General features: G+C 40.4%; 20 protein-coding genes and 1 pseudogene. 20 read left to right on the forward strand and 1 reads right to left on the reverse strand.

Annotated features, from left to right (window positions below; genetic code table 11):
- The first annotated feature begins 186 nt into the window (after positions 1-186).
- Together NST23_RS13970 and NST23_RS13975 are read left to right on the forward strand one after the other, a co-directional pair.
- Positions 187-1143, forward strand: a complete 957-nt coding sequence (locus tag NST23_RS13970) for a phage lytic cycle repressor MrpR family protein (RefSeq protein WP_173598265.1) — start codon at positions 187-189, stop codon at positions 1141-1143.
- A gap of 162 nt (positions 1144-1305) precedes the next feature.
- Positions 1306-2220 (forward strand): phage/plasmid replication domain-containing protein, encoded by a 915-nt coding sequence (locus tag NST23_RS13975; protein WP_173598264.1) that lies wholly within the window; start codon positions 1306-1308, stop codon positions 2218-2220.
- A 262-nt stretch (positions 2221-2482) separates the two neighbouring features.
- On the opposite strand, the gene NST23_RS13980 is transcribed toward NST23_RS13975, so the two are convergent.
- Positions 2483-2683 (reverse strand): helix-turn-helix domain-containing protein, encoded by a 201-nt coding sequence (locus tag NST23_RS13980; RefSeq protein WP_007722198.1) that lies wholly within the window; start codon positions 2681-2683, stop codon positions 2483-2485.
- A gap of 171 nt (positions 2684-2854) precedes the next feature.
- Here NST23_RS13980 and NST23_RS13985 point away from each other — a divergent pair, with 171 nt between their 5' ends.
- The 18 genes and pseudogenes from NST23_RS13985 to NST23_RS28440 all read left to right on the forward strand — a co-directional run bounded on the left by NST23_RS13985 (position 2855) and on the right by NST23_RS28440 (position 18105).
- Positions 2855-3634, forward strand: a complete 780-nt coding sequence (locus NST23_RS13985) for a recombinase family protein (RefSeq protein ID WP_173598263.1) — start codon at positions 2855-2857, stop codon at positions 3632-3634.
- Positions 3635-3648: 14 nt separating this feature from the next.
- Positions 3649-3888, forward strand: coding sequence for a hypothetical protein (locus NST23_RS13990; RefSeq protein ID WP_007722200.1), 240 nt, complete (start codon positions 3649-3651; stop codon positions 3886-3888).
- A gap of 139 nt (positions 3889-4027) precedes the next feature.
- Complete coding sequence (locus tag NST23_RS13995) at positions 4028-5260, forward strand: IS110 family transposase (protein ID WP_173598262.1); 1233 nt, start codon at positions 4028-4030, stop codon at positions 5258-5260.
- Positions 5261-5302: 42 nt separating this feature from the next.
- A pseudogene (locus NST23_RS28435) lies at positions 5303-5419 on the forward strand (RHS repeat-associated core domain-containing protein); the annotation flags it as partial.
- A gap of 672 nt (positions 5420-6091) precedes the next feature.
- Positions 6092-6424 (forward strand): epimerase, encoded by a 333-nt coding sequence (locus NST23_RS14005; RefSeq protein ID WP_229049917.1) that lies wholly within the window; start codon positions 6092-6094, stop codon positions 6422-6424.
- Positions 6425-6660: 236 nt separating this feature from the next.
- A protein-coding gene (locus NST23_RS14010; protein WP_340963882.1) for an IS3 family transposase occupies positions 6661-7784 on the forward strand; the annotation gives its coding sequence in 2 pieces (ribosomal slippage) (positions 6661-6910 and positions 6910-7784; 1125 coding nt in all).
- A 140-nt stretch (positions 7785-7924) separates the two neighbouring features.
- Entirely contained in the window at positions 7925-8245 is a 321-nt protein-coding gene (locus NST23_RS14015) for an immunity protein TriTu family protein (protein WP_122966888.1), read from the forward strand.
- A gap of 505 nt (positions 8246-8750) precedes the next feature.
- On the forward strand, positions 8751-9137 hold the full coding sequence (locus tag NST23_RS14020) for a hypothetical protein (RefSeq protein ID WP_141254296.1): 387 nt from the start codon (positions 8751-8753) through the stop codon (positions 9135-9137).
- Positions 9138-9538: 401 nt separating this feature from the next.
- Positions 9539-12154, forward strand: a complete 2616-nt coding sequence (locus NST23_RS14025) for an RHS repeat-associated core domain-containing protein (RefSeq protein WP_340963886.1) — start codon at positions 9539-9541, stop codon at positions 12152-12154.
- A gap of 10 nt (positions 12155-12164) precedes the next feature.
- Entirely contained in the window at positions 12165-12398 is a 234-nt protein-coding gene (locus NST23_RS14030) for a hypothetical protein (protein WP_122966882.1), read from the forward strand.
- 182 nt (positions 12399-12580) lie between these two features.
- Positions 12581-13537 (forward strand): tyrosine-type recombinase/integrase, encoded by a 957-nt coding sequence (locus NST23_RS14035; protein WP_122966881.1) that lies wholly within the window; start codon positions 12581-12583, stop codon positions 13535-13537.
- A gap of 249 nt (positions 13538-13786) precedes the next feature.
- The gene (locus NST23_RS14040; protein WP_340965185.1) at positions 13787-14080 is read left to right on the forward strand and encodes an Imm8 family immunity protein; all 294 of its coding nucleotides are present in this window, start codon (positions 13787-13789) and stop codon (positions 14078-14080) included.
- 17 nt (positions 14081-14097) lie between these two features.
- Positions 14098-14568 (forward strand): hypothetical protein, encoded by a 471-nt coding sequence (locus NST23_RS14045; RefSeq protein ID WP_340963888.1) that lies wholly within the window; start codon positions 14098-14100, stop codon positions 14566-14568.
- Positions 14569-15137: 569 nt separating this feature from the next.
- On the forward strand, positions 15138-15428 hold the full coding sequence (locus tag NST23_RS14050; RefSeq protein WP_280648834.1) for a hypothetical protein: 291 nt from the start codon (positions 15138-15140) through the stop codon (positions 15426-15428).
- Positions 15429-15788, forward strand: a complete 360-nt coding sequence (locus NST23_RS14055) for a hypothetical protein (protein ID WP_173597389.1) — start codon at positions 15429-15431, stop codon at positions 15786-15788.
- A 62-nt stretch (positions 15789-15850) separates the two neighbouring features.
- A complete protein-coding gene (locus NST23_RS14060; protein ID WP_173597388.1) occupies positions 15851-16204 on the forward strand; it encodes a hypothetical protein in 354 nt (117 codons plus the stop codon).
- A 135-nt stretch (positions 16205-16339) separates the two neighbouring features.
- The gene (locus tag NST23_RS14065) at positions 16340-16612 is read left to right on the forward strand and encodes a hypothetical protein (RefSeq protein ID WP_340963891.1); all 273 of its coding nucleotides are present in this window, start codon (positions 16340-16342) and stop codon (positions 16610-16612) included.
- A 1181-nt stretch (positions 16613-17793) separates the two neighbouring features.
- Positions 17794-18105: an immunity protein TriTu family protein gene (locus NST23_RS28440; protein WP_423751970.1), complete on the forward strand. Its 312-nt coding sequence runs from the start codon at positions 17794-17796 to the stop codon at positions 18103-18105.
- Positions 18106-18107: the final 2 nt, after the last annotated feature.

An 18107-nucleotide genomic window follows, 5' to 3' on the forward strand; every position in this document is an offset into this window, starting at 1 on the left:
TTAAATGAATTAAGTTAACTATTCAACTATGCCCCCAAGCGAGAAATAAACTCGTCTGGGGTTCTTTTTTTCATAAAAGAAGTAAAAAACTCTTGTTTTAAAATGCAAATTTATAGTAATATCAGTTCAAGGAAGTCGAACTATAAATTTATAGTATTCCTGTTTCATCAAGAAAGGTGTGTAACCATGTTTAACCCCGAAACAAAAACAGCCTTTCTTCAAGGATATAAAGAAAATACCCAAAAAGCTTATTCTAGAGTTTTCAACCTGACAATGAAGTTCGAAGTGGAAAAGGATAAGGATTTGCTCCACTTTACATTGGATGAGATTGAAACTGCCTTGCACAGCTTCCATGCTTCTACAGGAGACTCTCTCAATACGGCTGGTAGAACGATATCTGCTTACTTGAATTGGGCAAGGGCAGAGGGTCTTAGAGAGGACACCAATCCACTGGAGTCCGTTTCAAAAGAATGGTTTAAGAACATGGTAGGAAACACCCATCAACAATTTATTACGAAGCAAGAAATCGATGCAATCATTGACCAATGTAATAACGATCAGGATTCTGTGATTCTCTCTCTGTTATTCGAAGGTGCGGGTGGAAGAGAGGTAAGTGAACTACGCAATCTAAAACGTGATCAAGTCAATGATGAGAAACGAACATTGATATTGATTAACGATAAAGAAGAAACAAGAGAAATTCAAATATCCGAGCAGTGTCTGAAATTAATAAATGGCGCAATCAAGCAAAAGGATTATCTCAAAGGTAATGGGGAGATGAGACGAGATCATCTCAAAGAAACAAGTGAATTAATTGAAACAGGCTATGTAATCAGACCAGCCAAGACAAGAAATGTTCATATGGAACAAGTCAGTCCTCATCTGATTTATGGGAGATTACATGCATTAGAAGAATACTTTGGTTTGGACAATCTACGAGTGAAAATGATTCAACGCAGCGGGATGATCTGGATGGGAAAACAACTGCTTGAACGAGATGGTGAACTTGGAAAAGAGCAGTATCATGAGATATGTGAACGGTTCGGCGTAAGCAAAGTAATGAATGGCAACAAGCTAGAGTATATGTGGTGGGGATTAAAAGACTTCATAAATCCAGACATGATTGCTGCATTGTACGAGTAACGCCCTAGAGGATTTAATTCCTCTGGGAAAACAAGATAAAACTTAAAATTTATTGTAAATCGACGAAGGAGGTGATCAAACGTATGAGTCGCTATCTTTTGTTATAACAGTCCAAATCATATTCAATATATTAAAATTTATAGTAAAAAGGAGAGTATATAATTGTTTGATTCCATCAAAATGAAAGTAAGTTCCGTATTTATTCAACCTGAAATATTACGACAATATAACCTTGCATCTTTTACATACCGCAATCAGAAAACAGGTGTTGTGACCACATTCCAAATGCAAGACGAGATCATTCCATATATCAAATATCAGGAAGCAAGCGGCACTTTAACTATTCAAGTTTCCATTCCTAAGCTGCTTTATGGAAATAATGTCAAAGCAATCGAACAATCAGATATTCCCATTTTCTTTCAGCTTGTACAAGAACGATTACAGCAATTATTCGGCATCCATATTGCCCATGAAGATTGGAGAATTACCCGTTTAGATGTATGCTGCAATTTCCATGTTGGGAATCGAACAGGGGAATATGTTCGTCAGTTGAGCAAAGGGAAAATGCCCTATAAAGATACGCGAAATTATAATCATGACGAAACAGTAGAGTTTTATAACAAAAGCAGCAGAGTCATGCTATACGATAAATACAAGCAATGTAAACGAGCAAAGGAACCGAAACAGATCATTGAGGAGTCCAAAGGAATTTTACGATTAGAAATTAGACCGAGTGACAATGACATGAAGAAATATACCAAAGAGAAGAGAGCCATTCATCTCGTCACCCATTCCTTTTTTACCTACATAACCCAAAAGACACTTGCTGGATTACCATACACAGAAAATGTGGAAACGATTGACTATGAATGGCTTTTGGAAAACAAGGAGGAAATATCAAAGATTGAGACCTATCTAGGTTTCACTATGATCAAGAATTTGTTCCAAGAAAGTGGAATAAGAGCAATTTATACAACATCCACTCTTCCTAATCGTAGGAGTTTGGCAAAGCAAATAACCATCCCGAAAAAGGAAGGGTTAAAAAGATTGGAGATTGTTGATTCAGTTCAGGGCTGAAGACATCCACCCAATTGAATCTGTTACGTTTACGATAGCGATAATAATTACAGAATATTGTATCTGATTCAAGGTGCCAAAGCGTGAAAAGTAGGAGAAATAAGGACAAATTGGTACAACCTATGGAAAAACGAGGGGAAAACGATGCATTGACGATTGGAACAGTGGGGGGCAAATTACATCCAGTGCTGAATCTGACATCGAAGATAAGTGCTTTGCACATCGAGTTCCACGGTGAAGTTGTAGAAATTACAATAAGCAGCTATTCAATTTCAATAAGCTGCTCAATAGGAATGTTTAAAGTCTTGCAGATGAGTTCTAGTGTTTCCAAGTAAACCCGATCAACCTTTTCAGAACAAAGATGATTTACTGTGCTGGCTCGCAAACCAGTCAATCTAGCCAACTCACGCTGAGTTATTCCTTTTTGTTCAAGAATTTCTCTTAATTTTATACGAATTGCCATGTAGTTTCTCTCCTGAAAAGTGACTCCTAAGAGACGGAATTTGTTTTCATTATAGCATCGAAGAAGGAGGAAGTCATTGAATGTTACGGTTAAGAGTTATATAATGAAACTATAACGTTTCGGTTAAGCGTTACATTAATTTCAATTCCTGTAACGGTAGGGGTGAAACGCATGGAGAAAGTAGTCGGTTATGTGAGAGTATCCACCAGAGGACAAGTAAAAGATGGGTACAGCCTATCCTATCAAGTAGAAGAGATCGAGCGCTATTGCAAGGAGAATAACCTAGAATTACTCGGAATCTACAAAGATGAAGGAATCAGCGGAGCAAAGGTGGACGAGGATGGATTAACGATTGAGCGTGCAGGTCTACAGGAATTACTTGCTAATCTACATTGGCAAAAAGTAAGCCATATTATCGTTCTCAACACTTCCCGATTGTGGAGAGCGGACATGGTGAAAGTCCTTATCCAAAGAGAGTTAAAACGGCACGCCGTAGATGTAAAAGCAATCGAACAGCCCAACTATAGTATTTATGCCCATGACCCCAATGATTTTCTGATCAATGGCATGATGGAATTACTCGATCAATACCAACGTTTGGAAATCGCACTCAAACTAGGGCGGGGGAGAAAAAAGAAAGCGCAACAAGGAGGATATGCAGGAGGTGGCGTTGCTTTCGGATATACGGCAACGAAAGGACAGAAAGCCATTCAGATAGATGAGAGACAGGCGGAGACGGTACGTAGATTGTTCTCCTTACGTGAAATGCATCCCATTTGGTCACTGTCCCAATTGGCTGACCAACTGAATGCAGAAGGGTATACAACGACACATGCTAAGTCTTTTACCAAGGTACAGGTCAAACGAATGATTGATCGTGAAGCCTTCTACAAGGGTACCTACCGCTATGGTCAGATTGAAGCAAATGGACTTCACCAAGCCATTATGTAGCGGGAGGAACGAACGTGGAAGCTCAATTCACTCATTATAAACAGGAAGAAATACGCTCTCTTGACAAGATTCAGACATGCGAAATAGGTACACAATTAATTTTTGACTATGTTCAACAAGAGAACGCTGTATTTAACATCGCTACGATAGAGGAAATAATAAAAGCCATCTTTCAGGTGGAATTACATCAACGAGAATACTTGCTGCAAATCCGTTTAGCGAAGGCATTATCTAGCACCAAATTACAACCGTAATGATAGAACGATAATGACATGAAAAGAATGTACGAGCTAACGTATCCGTGCGTGTTCATCCTTGAATAATGCTTGTTCGGAGGGTGCTGGCATTCTTTTCTCTACATCATTACTCATCAAAGATAGGGGTGAAGTCTTTTTGCATCATAAATTGAAGTACCTATATATCGGAGTAGACTTACATAAACGTCATCATACAGCGGTGATGATGACCTGTTTCCATGAAAAGAGAGACGAAATCCAATTCGAGAACAAGCCGTCAGCGTTTCCTAAGTTTCTGCAACAAGTAGAAAAACTAGCAAAGAGGGAAGGCTTGACCCCTGTGTTTGGCTTGGAGGATGTAGGGGGCTACGGAAGAGGATTGGCTATGTTCCTTAACGAAAACAAATACGAAGTAAAATCGGTTAACCCTGCCCTTACGATATCTATTCGGAGAAGCAGTCCGAATAACAAGAAAACAGATGCGTGGGATGCAGAGTGTGTGGCTCGCATTCTGATTTCCAACTTGGATACACTGCCGACTGCGAATCCACATGACCTTTATTATGCAATCTCACAGCTTGTCACAAGAAGAGAGAACATTGTGAGTGTTGTAACAGGAATCAAGTTACAGCTTCATCAATTGCTAGGTTATCACTATCCAAGTTACAAGAAATTCTTCTCACAAGTAGATGGTAAAACAGCATTAGCTTTCTGGCTGAAGTATCCTTCTCCAAGTTGTTTGAGCGGGGTGAATGTGGATGAATTGGCTAACTTCTTATACAAGAAGAGCAATCGCTACATGTCTACCAAGAAGGCAGAGGACATTCTATCTCTCGTACAGCAAGATGGAGACACATCGAAAGACTATCAAGGAGTCAATGATTTTCTTGTTAAAAATGTGGTTCGGGACTTGATCGCCAAAGACCATCAGCTTGAGCAAATTGATACAGAGTTGGCGAAGCATCTTGCATTATTGGATTACAAATTAGAGACCATGCACGGAATTAGTACGGTCACGGCAGCGGAACTAATCGCGGAGATTGGCGATATTTCACGTTTTTCCAATGCTGACAAGTTAGCTAATTTTGCTGGAATTGCACCCGTTCAGCATAGTTCAGGGAACAAGCAAAAGAGTAAAAAGAGCAAGTTAGGCAACCGTAGCCTGTATGATATCTTCTATAACCTTGCCATTCGTCAACTGGGTGTATCAAGGGCGAAGAAACCCAATCATCCTGTTTACCATGCATACTACGAAAGAAAGCTGGCAGAAGGGAAAACCAAGTGGCAAGCGATTATTTGCGTGATGCGTAAATTGGTCAATGTCATATACAGCATGATGAAGTACAAGACGGAATATAAAATGCCAGTCCTTACAGAACAGGCAGCGTAGTAGCAGGGTGGTAGCGGAAATGTTGCCACCTAACCTTTATCCATTGAGCGCTTTATCATGGAGGATACGTATAAGGGGCAAGTGGATAATCCGCTTTCGTTGAATCGGTATACGTATGTGGAGAATAATCCGTTGAGGTATGTTGACCCAACGGGGCACTGGAAACAAGGAGACGAGTTATTACCTTCCAACATTCAAGACCAAATTAGAGTTTTTACTAAGATGTGGGAGAATGGGGACGCTCATACAAAAGTAATTGCTGAAATGTCTGCTGATTATCTCAGAGACCAGTACATGTATAGTGTTGCCAATGAAATTGATAAAGTGGTATATAATATCCAGTTAATGTCATCACTTGACAGTCTGATGACTAATGCTGGAAAAGCACTAAGTAATCAATTGCGTAAGGATATCGCAAAGCAACTCGGAAAATATAAAGATGTTGGTGGGCATCATGTTCATGCGAAGGCTGGATTTAAAGGACATGCAACGTATAGTCCAGAAGAGGGATTTGCTATAAGCCAATCATTTATGAAAGAACGAGGGTGGAGTCATCAAGATATGACTACAGCACAACGTCGTCTCTTCAAGGAACTTAAAGAAAGTGGTAGACCGAACACATTGTTTGAGCACACAAGAATTGCAGTAGAAGCGTTAAAAGCAGGGGGAGCATCCAGAGATGAAGCAAGATATCTTGTTACGCAGTCCTTGCTCAATTTACGAGAACAGCTTGTTCGAAACCCAACAAGAATCCCTTGGTATGACTGACAAAATACAGAAAGGAAAGTTGATATGAGTAAGCGACCCTTGGATTACTTTGGAGAAGTATTGATGCAAAAGGTACGTGATGAAGCAATTGATGACTGGGATAGAATTATTACAGGAGGGATGAAAAGCCCCAGAGCACAAATGGTTTACAATAAAATCATTGAAGAAAACCCAGCTTCAGTTGAGTTGCTTAAATGGATAATTCCTAAAATTGTAGATACAACATTACACCATCTACTTTGCACGCTTGAACAAGAAGAAGGAATAGTTATCAAAGTAATTAGCGATGATGAACAGGTTGAAAGTATTAGAGATGTAAGTGATGGTTTGGCAGGCGAATTGTATACAGAAGACGGTTGGATAACTCGATTCAGTAAGCAACGATACGAGGAATAGAAGTTAACATTTAAGAAATAGTAGACCCTAGGTGATTACAAACATCATCTAGGGTCTTCATATCTTAGTGTCTACTCAGTCCTGAACGATGCTTTATAGTTCTATAGAAAAAGGAGGACATTTGAAGTAACCCCCCAGTGCCGAATGAACCGACTTGGATCGGCTACAGTGAATTGGACAATTCTCTTAGGGTCTAGTAGATTGAAATCAAATCGACATGGAACGGAGAGAATGTCATGGGGAAACGTGAGCGTCGGTCATTTACAGATCAATTCAAACAGCAGATGATTCAGCTTTATGAAAATGGCAAACCACGTGCAGATATTTTGAGAGAATATGATCTGAGTGCATCTGCGTTTGACCGTTGGGTCAAACAGAGTAGAACCACAGGTTGCTTCAAAGAAAAGGACAACCGAACAGAGGAACAAAATGAACTCATGGCGTTGCGTAAGGAAAATCAACGGTTGAAGATGGAGAACGATATTTTAAAGCAAGCAGCGCTGATCTTCGGACGAAAATAACAGTGATCCGGCACAATGCACATAAATACTCCGTGTCTGCCATGTGCACCATCCTCAAGGTGAATCGGAGTACCTACTATTATGAAAGTAGCCAGCAGCCATCTATCGATGATGAGGTGGAGCAGGCAATCATCCATATTTTTGATGAGAATCAGCGCGTGTATGGAACCAGAAAGATCAAGGCAACCCTACAAAAAGAAGGATGGATCGTTTCCAGACGGCGGATTGGACGCTTGATGAAAAAGAATGGTCTTGTATCGGCGTATACGGTTTCCCAGTATAAACCGCATAAGTCACCGTGTAACGATTCACCAATCCAGAATGAGCTGAACCGCGAGTTTACAAAAGATGAACCACTAGAGGCGGTTGTGAGTGATTTGACGTATGTCCGAGTCGCAAACAAATGGCACTACATCTGTCTGCTCGTGGACTTATTCAATCGAGAGATTATTGGGTATAGTTGTGGAACCAGTAAAGATGCTGCGCTCGTCTACCAAGCTTTTGCAAGCGTAGAAGGAGACCTACGTCAAATTCAGCTCTTTCACACGGATCGAGGCAGTGAGTTTACCAATCGTACGATTGGTGACGTCGTCCGTACATTCACCATCAAGCGCTCATTAAGCATGAAAGGCTGCCCCTATGACAATGCAGTCGCAGAAGCAACTTTTAAGCTGATTAAAACGGAGTTTGTCAAGAATCGAAGATTTGGGTCACTCGCACAGTTGAAGCAGGAACTAGGGGCATACGTGAAATGGTTTAACGAAACAAGAATTCACTCGACATTGGGGTATTTGAGTTCACTCGTTTACAAACAGAAAGCACTTAAGAAATCTGTCTAGTTTGGTGTTGACAGTCCACAAATGGCTTTATATGGTTGGTCCAACATCTACAATGGCAAGGCTTCGTGAAAAAAGAGAAATGCCACGCACTGAATTACCTCCTGCAAAAAATATAAAATTAGAAAAAAGGAAGGATAAGCGTGAATAAATTATTTTTAAGTTGGGTTCAAGAAAATGAGAGCCTGTTGAACAAAATGGGGATTAAGACGGAGTATAATTATCAATGGGATACACCAGCACACGCTCTTAATCCAAGTACTGTAATTGATCAAGAGACATCATTATGTGTTGGACGAGTAATTGTATGGAGTACTAAACAAATGCATTTTGAGGTTTTCTTACTAGAATCAGAATCAATCGAACCAATATTGATGAAAAATGTGGAATTGGACGAAGGAGTAAATTTTTATAATATTCTAGAGGAGTACTTTAAAATTATGGTTACAGGGACAAGCGAATAAAATTATCAGGTCTGTCAAGAATTTTGTATAATCAGAGACAATTTAATTTTTTAAGTGATTAAATTGAAATTTAAAGAAGGAGTAGCTAATCTAGGTGGACCAGGGGCTGTCAAAAATTCTGTATAGATTGTGCTTAAGTAATAATGTTAAAAAGATGACTTCTATAATCTGTACCAGAAGTCATCTTTTACTGTTCCCAATCGAGCGTGCTTTGGCAGAGGGCCAAGTAAATGGAGGAAGCTTTAGTTTCTTAGTATTTACACAGATGGATCAAACGTAGCTAATGTTGTTGGAGCAAGGGAAATAATCCAGTGGAAAAATCACATTGTTCAAATGGCTAAGGAACAAGGTTTTACATAGCTTGAGTTGCATAGAATTCGAGTAGCATATTTATAAATGGGGGCGTTAATTTGCTCCCTTTTAATATATTTATCTAAGAAAGGCTGTAGATTATGAATAAAAAAAGGCGATTCACGTTGTATGGTTAGAAGCGGTGAAGTTGTTTTTGGAGATTGAGCATATAGAATTGGCGAGTTTTTTAAGTCGGTTAGTTGAAATAATAAAAAGTAATCAAGAAGCAATTGTCCAATTATTGGATTCGAAAGGAAGGTATAGTAGTTGCAAATTTCCAGAGAATGAAAAAACATTTTTTCAATTTGTCACTACAATTTCTCCTGAAATGTATGTTATTGGTTCTACAGGTGATGACTTTAAAACGATTGTTGAAGACTACGTGGTTCGAAAACCAAAGTCGGAATTTGAAATTTTATGGAGACTATCAAGTTTAGTAAAAGATATCATGACTTTTACTTCATCAGAAGTATGTCCACAATGTAATAGTGATCATCTAAGAATCCTTGCTGATATCAATAACGAGAGGGAGATTGTATAGACATTGTGAAACATGTTTTTTTACTGACACGGTTGATGGAGAATCCCAGAGACATGAACTACTTATTCCTGCAAATATTACGTTACTTAAAATAGCGGGTTATATAAAGTAATAAGCTGCTATGTCACATAAATCCGTGTAAACCATTCCGAATAATAAAGGGCTGTTACGATATGGAAGTCAGCCCTCAATGATAGATATCATCACAACAGTATCTCTATGCGAAAAGTAGTTTCAAAAAAACAGTTCAATGCGACGTACTGATCAACTACTAGTATACGACCTTTCACTCGTAATGTTGGGTGAAGTTCCAAGGCGATAGATTGGCACATAAAAGAACTCATTATAATGGCGATGCCACTGGCACGAAGACGGCGGGGCCAGGGATCGTCGAACGCACCTTGCCAGACTCGTCGTACACCCCGTATGGCGATATCGCCTACCAGGAGCAAAAGGGGAAAAACGGCGGCACACGTCCGCTCGTAGAAAACGAGTTTACGCCAGACGGTTTGCAGGTCAGCCGCACGATTCCCTACGGAAACCAGGCCAAGAGCACCTCTTATGCTTACGATTGGGACGGCTTTGTCTACCAAACGACGAACGCTCTCGGAACGACCCGCTCCCATCGCAACAACGCCTACCGCGACGGCAGCAGCTACTTGCCGCGCCTGACCGAACAAACGATGGCACCAAACGGCTACATCGTCACCACCTACCGCGACCTGTACGGCCGGGTAGAGAGCACCGAGGAAACCGAGCAGCAAGGCGGAAAGCGCCGTGTCACGAATATCCAGACAGACCGTTTCGGAAAAGTCACGGACAAAGAAGTAACCGACGGCAGCACCTCCCAACGCTGGACCTTGCGCTACGATGCCAACGGCCAGCTCGTCTACCTGCGCGACCCGGAGAACAACGTCAACGAATACGGCTACGACGGACTCGGCAACCTCGTCACCGTCGTCGAAAATGGCACGACCTCCGCCGTGTACACGTATAACACGCTGTCCTGGAAACTATCCGAAAAGAACCCGGAAACCAAAGCCGAGCAGTACACCTACGACAAAAACGGCTCGGTGAAAACCTTCCAGGACAAAAACGGCGTCCTGTTCAGCTACCAATACTCGCCGTTTTACGAAATGACGAAAGTGTCCGCCGGCAATGGCTTCTACGAGGAACGCACCTACGATCCGCTCGCTGGCTCGCTTTTGACGGAAACCAACAACTACGGCCAAACCGTCCGCTACAGCTACGACGAGTTCCGCCGCCTGAACAACCAGACGATGATGGGAAAAGACTACCAGCTCGTACACGCCGATCAGGACGATGCCATCGACGCCCTGATTTACCCGTCGCGCAGCGCGGTATCCGGCTCGGCCCCTTCCATGCGGGTCGATTACAGCTACGACAGCGCCGACCGCCTGAGCAGCGTGACCATCCCAAGCGTCGGCACCACGACCTACACGTACGACATCAAGAACAGCGGCGAGACCAACACCGTTTCGTACCCCGGCCAACCGAACGCGATGCAGAAAACGATGAGCTCCTTTGCCGAAATTACCGGGATCAATCATGCGGACGGCTGGAGCGAGACGAACGGCTACGATCTGTTTGGCAACATCACGAGTCAAAAGCGCGGAGGAGCCACCTACGGCACATTCGCCTACGATAAACTGTCCCGGATCAAGGAAGAGACCATCCAGGGCAACACCCGTCAATACGCCTACGACCGCCGCGGCAACCGCCAAGCGTATGCCAACGCACCAGCAGACTCGACGCGCTCGTACGAACTGAAACACGACCTGTTCAACCGCCTGACCGAATACAAGGACGACAAAGGAACCACGACCTACACGTACTACCCGGGCGGCCTGCGTGCCACGAAGCAACAGACTGGAACCGTAACCGACACCACCCACTACGTGTACCTGAACGGCCAAGTGATTGAGGAACTAACCCAAGACGGCCGCGTCAAAGCCCGCAATGTCTTCGGTAACCAACTAATCTGGCGTAAAGACTACACGACGAACCAGGAAGGCACTTACTACTACAACAGCCACGGCGATGTCGTGAAGATCAAGGGGCCAAGCGGCAACGTCCTGAATACGTATGAGTACGACATCTGGGGCAACCTGCTCGCGGACAAGGTCAAGGAAACGATGCCCAACCCGTTTGCGTATGCGGGGGAGATGTACGACAAGGAGAGCGGGTTTTACTACCTGCGGGCGCGGTACTATGATCCGAAGATGGGGAGGTTTATTTCGGAGGATACGGTTAAGGGGCAAGTGGATAATCCGCTTAGTTTGAATCGGTATACGTATACACATAATAATCCGTTGAAATTTGTTGATCCAACTGGGCATGATATTGGGTTAGCTGAAGGTAATGGTGGATGGAATCAAGCAAAAATGACCCTTCTCTATAATAATGTTGTTCAAGGGAAAATTGCTTACGATACTCTTCCAAAAGACCAGCAAGCAATGCTGAAATCGTTTAGTGATAATCTTAAGAAAAATGCTTTTAAAGAATATAATCCTATCACGGAATTTACACAGGGGTTCGCTGCTGGATTTTTGGCTACTGTAGAGGTTGTAGAAGTTGTATATACTGCAAGAGGGTATATAGCGTATAGATCTACTAAAGGAACAAATGCCTCATCACAGGGGTCATTAACGATAGTCGAGGCTAAAGGAGTAACCTTCTCAGCAAGTGAAAAGAATGCAGCTAAATACATGCAAAGTCTAGGTAATAATGTTACTTTGAGAGCACCTTCTGGCACTAGAGCTGGTGGCGGGACATCAGATCTTGTTGTAAATGGTGTAAATTATGATGTATACACTCCAACCACTGCAAATGTAAGCCGAATTATCTCTGCAATAGCCAAAAAGAATTCACAAACTTCTGGGGTAGTATTAGACTTGTCTCAAACAACTGTCACGGCCGAGCAATTAGGAGATGTGCTAGCGAGAGTTAGGGGAACAGGTGCGACTAATATTATTGATATTGTCATTATGAAATAGGAGGGACTGTATGCCTAAGATGAAGTGTAGGTGTGGGGATGTATTAAGTTACGGAGAAATACCATGTCCAATAGAACATTTATTTATTTCTGACACAGACTTTGATAAGTTTGTGGGAAAAATTGAAGCCGAGAACTTATATAGTACCATGAAAAGTTTTCTCAAATGTCCAAACTGCAATAGACTATGGATATTTTGGAATGGATTTGAAGAAGAGCCTACCGAATATATTCAAGCACAATAATTGGAATTCACTTACCTTAGAGGAACTCTAAACGAGTAACCACCTACTCGTCTGGGGTTTCTTTTTTTCATAAATGATGTAAAAAACTCTTGTTTTAAAATGCAAATTTATAGTATCATCAATTCAAGGAATTCAAACTATAAATTTATAGTATTCCTGCTTCATAAGAAAGGTGTGTAACCATGTTTAACCCCGAAACAAAAACAGCCTTTCTTCAAGGATATAAAGAAAATACCCAAAAAGCTTATTCAAGAGTCTTCAACCTAACAATGAAGTTCGAAGTGGAAAAGGATAAGGATTTGCTTCACTTTACATTGGATGAGATTGAAACTGCCCTACACAGCTTCCATGCTTCTACAGGAGACTCTCTTAATACGGCTGGGAGAACGATATCTGCTTACTTGAATTGGGCAAGGGCAGAGGGGCTTAGAGAGGACACCAATCCACTGGAGTCCGTTTCAAAAGAATGGTTTAAGAACATGGTAGTGAACACCCATCAGCATTTCATTACGAAGCAAGAAATCGATGCAATCATTGAACAATGTAATAATGATCAGGATTCAGTGATTCTCTCTTTGCTATTTGAAGGTGCGGGTGGAAGAGAGGTAAGTGAACTACGCAATCTAAAACGTGAACAAGTCAATGATGAGAAACGAACAGTGATATTGATTAACGATAAAGATGAAACAAGAGAAATTCCTATATCCGAACAGTGTCTGAAATTAATACATGGGGCAATCAAGCAAAAGGATTATCTGAAAGGGAATGGGGAGATGAGACGAGATCATCTCAAAGAAACAAGTGAATTGATTGAAACAGGCTATGTAATCAGGCCAGCCAAGACAAGAAATGTTCATATGGAACAAGTCAGTCCTCATCTGATTTATGGGAGATTACATGCATTAGAAGAATACTTTGGTTTGGACAATTTACGAGTGAAAACGATTCAACGTAGCGGGATGATTTGGATGGGAAAGCAACTCCTTGAACGGGATGGAGTGCTTGAAAAAGAACAGTATTTTGAAATATGTGAGCGATTCGGGGTAAACAAAGTAAAGAATGGAAACAAGATGGAGTATTTGTGGTGGGGAATGCAAGACTTTATTAATCCAGAAATGATCGCAAGATTATATAAATGAAACTTCTAGAGAGGATTAAATTCCTCTTGAGAAGTTTCACAATAAAAATAAAAATTTATTGTAAATCGATGGAGGAGGTGATCAAACGTATAAGTCGCTATCTTTTGTTATAACAGTCCAAATCATATTCAATATATTAAAATTTATAGTAAAAGGAGAGAATATTATTGTTTGATTCCATCAAAATGAAAGTAAGTTCCGTATTTATTCAACCTGAAATATTACGACAATATAAAAGAGAATTGTCCAATTCAGTGTAGCCGATCCAAGGATAGTGAAGGCTCGGATTTGTTTTACTTCCGAGTTATGACCCCGAAGAGGTTGTTGGTTATTCTGAAAGAAGAAAAAATACTAGATGGAAGGGCTATACTCATTATTAACGAATTTAATGAGTCTCTAGTGGAGAAGGAAATCAACAAGATATTAGAAGATTGCGTTCGTCCTTCATGGGTTGAAGTGGCAAAGGCCATTAATCGTCATTTAAATTGGGAGTATGATAATATTCAATACAAAACACTTGATGAAGCTTCATCATTATTTTGAATAATATGGGGGGAAGTATGAAACTGCTGATAGAATCTCCTTATGGAGTAATTGAAAATTTCCAAGAAGTAGGTAGTGTAAATGAGATTGTTTACTTTTTGAATTGTTTTGTTAATGACAATCAGAAACTTCTATTTGCATTTTCTGGTGATTTAAACTCAATTGATTCAGCTATTCACAAAAAATTAATTTTTGACAGAACAGCATATATTAACAACGAGTGGGTACTCCCTTGGGATCCTCCAAAAAAAAGACTGCCTAGTACACATTGGATTTGTCCGATTGGAAAAGAAGAAGTAATAGAAGCAATCAAAATGAATCAGCTATTTTTGTGTGTAGTAGTAGATAAACAAGGCACATTTCAAGAGTATTCATATGTATTACGACATATTGAAGAAGATACTAGCTTTTCCTTGTGTTTCACAGAGAAACGAGAAGGTGATTTTCAGAGAAATGTGTTACCTAAGATCAAACAATTTTTAAAATAATATTTTTGACACTACTTACCCCAACCGAGCCACAATCTAATAAATAAAAAGGTGAGTAATAAATGTATACAGATTTTGAATGTAATTTTAGATAAAAAAGGATAGGAATTTTGCAACGAGATTGTAAATGTTATGGTAGATCAGTTTCAAATTACGGAAGAAGAAGCTGTCGGCAGAATTAATATGCATTGGAGTAATACTGAGATAATGGGTGAATATTGTATGGTTTATCATGAATCACCAGAGTTTTGGGCGTACGAAATATACTTCGGCTCTAATTCGCGTTGGTGGGCAAGGAAAGGTGATCCAGAGTTAAAGCCTAAACCATTCTCATTATAATTACGATACGGAAAACGCTATTATTAAAGAAATTGAAAATCAAAAATTTGAAAGTGGAAATTGGTAATCATCCTTGTCCGTATCCGCTTTGCTGTTTGCGGTAGTTTGACGATCTCATTTTACGCCCAACCAACGAAATTCTTGCCAGGGATTGTATGGTAATGGCCATACAGCGAACGGTTAGCTTGGTTAGTGAGAATTACAGCTTTGAATCTGGCAGGATGAACGGAATGAGACAAATGGCTGTGAATGCTAACCTAACTGTTGACCACCTGAGCACCAGTTTCCTCTATCTTGGAGTTTCTGAGACAACAACAAGTTTATGGGAGGTACCCCATCCAGTGCAGAATGAGCAAGGTCAAATGCCCAAAGATAAAACAAAACCTGTAGCAATTAATATGAACCCTGGCGATCTTCCAAGGTACGAGGTTACTTTAAATCAAAATGACGGGTTAGTTTTTGAATATGGGCATAATCCAAGGGAAGCTGAGGAATCAATATGTCCTTTAGGAGGAAGTTAAATGGAGGCAATATTACTTGCTCCAATCATGTTAGGATTGATAATTCTCTATATCACAACTCCTTTTTTCAAGAGTAGAGTAACAGGTAAACTATGGCTGATCATTGGTGGATTAAGCACATTACTTCTCCTATCACTTGAAGGAGTAAAGCTGGTAGTGTTTCCTTTTCCTGCTTTAATGATAGGGATTGGGATTTTGCTATTGTTAAAAAAGAACAGAGTTGCATATTTGTGTTGGCTCATTATTTTTTTATGGTTTAGTAGTTTGTATACCATTTTGTTGGGAATTCCAGGAGCATTGATGCTAATAGTAGGACTGACTTGGAGCATCTACATAAGAAAGTATTTTGAGACAATTTAAGTAGTAGTCAGACTTGTACGGTGAGATAATCCCAGGTCAACGGGTTGGGAACTTTTTCCTAGGTGAAAACAAAAGAGAAGGTAAGAAGTAAAATTAATCATCAATACAAACTGAGAGAATCTCCAGAGTCTTTTATGCTAGAAATGGATCACATTGCTTTGTTTTTTAGTAAAGATCTGGAATCGTTAGATACTATAACTGTTACTGGTGATTATAAGGGGAAAATTATGGATGCAATTTGCTTAGGATCGACATTACATGAATTAAAAGAGTTTATGGATAATCAGATAGAATATGATCCTTTGCTCGATGAGTATCAGGCGGAAGGAGTAGCATTTACTTTTTCCCCTCCAAATAATAAAGGTGAACAATTTTTAGAGCATATTGTTATCTACAAATCCCACTCGCTTGAGTAACTAGATTAAAGTAAATGCTCCAAACGAGTAATCAACTACTCATTTGGAGGTTCTTTTGGTGCTGAAGGTTAATCTTGCATTCGTGTTTATACTAGTAAAAGGCATGATTGCTCCCGTTTATCAAGGGGGATAATCATGCTTTCTACTAATAATGACCTGTTGAACCACCTGACCGAGCACAAGGACGACAAAGGAACCAAGACCTACACCTATTATCTGGGCGGATTACGTGCTACCAAAGAGCAGACCAAAGCTGTAACCGACACGACCCACTACGTGTACCTGAACGGGCAAGTGATTGAGGAACTGACCCAAGACGGCCGCGTGAAAGCCCGCAACGTCTTCGGCAACCAACTGATCTGGCGCAAACACTACGACAAATTTGAAAAATTCCTCCTACTACAATAGCTACGTTGATGTGGTGAAATCCAGGGCCAAGCGGAACCTTGTTTATAGGCCCTAAACAAGCAGGCTTTAAAACAATTTTAGGATGAAATACTTATGGCAAAAGGAAGTTTCCATAGAAATTCAATTCCGCAAGGTGCGCTAGTGGGGTATATTCCATGATAAATAATAAGAGTGAGCAATTTGAAAGGGGTTATCGGTGAGGGGGAAATGTAATAACTGCATTCCTCGAAGATGAGAGCGTTTGCCCCAAGATGGTCAATTTTTTAGAGTTCACCCCCAATCTGCATTAGCGGGGGAGCTGTATGATAAGGAAAGCGGGCTTTTACTGTCGGAAGCAGTTCAAAATGCATGTACATAAAGCGACAATGCAATCCATTTTAATATAGAGGAAAAGGCTGAAGGAGTGATAACATAACGGTGCAGTACTCCTGGAGAATAACAAAATACAATCCATCTAACCGCGACAGAAACGGAAGATATTTAATTGAAGAATGGACTTCCGTTAGCGATATTGGCAACGCTTATCATGGAAGAGAATTAACGATCCACGACTACTAAAAAACAGAAGAACAATATGTCTCTGCGATAGAAATGATTATGAAAGATTTACAGATACAACAGTTACAAGTAATCAATTTAGAGAGACATGATCTGAACTTTCATTTTGATAAGCATCGTTCCATTTATACGGCCGAGATGGTTGCATTATTTCATAATCTTTTGGAAGGTGACATAGTAAGCGGGAAAAATCTAAGAAATCTATGCAAGCTTATATTAAGGGAGAAGCTTTGGTGCAAGCTTACATCTGATAAGAAAATGTTTGTTCATTTTGGCTTTGACTATTACATGTACATTGGATGCTCCGTTAACTGCAGCGACACCATAAAAGAGATTATTGGAAAAGGGCTGTTTGCTGAGCTTCTTAAATCACCTTATCTTGACGATGAAGAGTAAAGTATGTGGAGCTGTTGAGGAATAAGAAATCGGGCGTATAAATAGATGCTGAGAATATACCATGAATTTCCATAATATGGAACGAAGGCGATCTTCTCAAGAAACGACTTATGGTAAGAAAAACAAGGTGAACAATAAAGCCACTTCTATACTCAAGAGCCGCCTGCCGAGCAAAGGATCAGACTAATTGCAGAAAAAAAGAAAATGAAAGCAAGCGGTGAGAGGAAATTCTTGATAACAAATTTTTACTATGGATTGCAGAAAAGAAGGGTGACTTTCAACGACTAGGTTTTGAAGTTGAAATTGATAAATCACGTGGTGAGCAAGAACAGTTCATAGATCATGCTCAAAGAATATATTTGGAGAATGATTATTATGCAAGTACGATATGTGTTTGGAGATCAGGGATGATGGAGGCACTAATCGTTGATGCGAATACGGTAGAAACAGTCATCCATGATTATAAAGATGGTTTGGACGAAGAGGTTGACTTTAATAAAATTGTCCAACCATATATTCACTATATGTTGAAAAATTAGGA

Origin of the sequence: Brevibacillus sp. FSL K6-0770, assembly GCF_038000275.1 — a bacterium.
In the GTDB taxonomy this organism is placed as follows: Bacteria; Bacillota; Bacilli; order Brevibacillales; family Brevibacillaceae; genus Brevibacillus; species Brevibacillus parabrevis.

Coding starts and splice junctions, on each gene's coding strand:
- NST23_RS13980 (WP_007722198.1), bottom strand. CDS start 2,683: ATGGCAATTCGTATAAAATTAAGAGAAATTCTTGAACAAAAAGGAATA.
- NST23_RS14035 (WP_122966881.1), top strand. CDS start 12,581: ATGTTTAACCCCGAAACAAAAACAGCCTTTCTTCAAGGATATAAAGAA.
- NST23_RS14030 (WP_122966882.1), top strand. CDS start 12,165: ATGCCTAAGATGAAGTGTAGGTGTGGGGATGTATTAAGTTACGGAGAA.
- NST23_RS14005 (WP_229049917.1), top strand. CDS start 6,092: ATGCAAAAGGTACGTGATGAAGCAATTGATGACTGGGATAGAATTATT.
- NST23_RS14055 (WP_173597389.1), top strand. CDS start 15,429: ATGGAGGCAATATTACTTGCTCCAATCATGTTAGGATTGATAATTCTC.
- NST23_RS14045 (WP_340963888.1), top strand. CDS start 14,098: ATGAAACTGCTGATAGAATCTCCTTATGGAGTAATTGAAAATTTCCAA.
- NST23_RS14050 (WP_280648834.1), top strand. CDS start 15,138: ATGAGACAAATGGCTGTGAATGCTAACCTAACTGTTGACCACCTGAGC.
- NST23_RS13985 (WP_173598263.1), top strand. CDS start 2,855: ATGGAGAAAGTAGTCGGTTATGTGAGAGTATCCACCAGAGGACAAGTA.
- NST23_RS14065 (WP_340963891.1), top strand. CDS start 16,340: ATGCTTTCTACTAATAATGACCTGTTGAACCACCTGACCGAGCACAAG.
- NST23_RS13970 (WP_173598265.1), top strand. CDS start 187: ATGTTTAACCCCGAAACAAAAACAGCCTTTCTTCAAGGATATAAAGAA.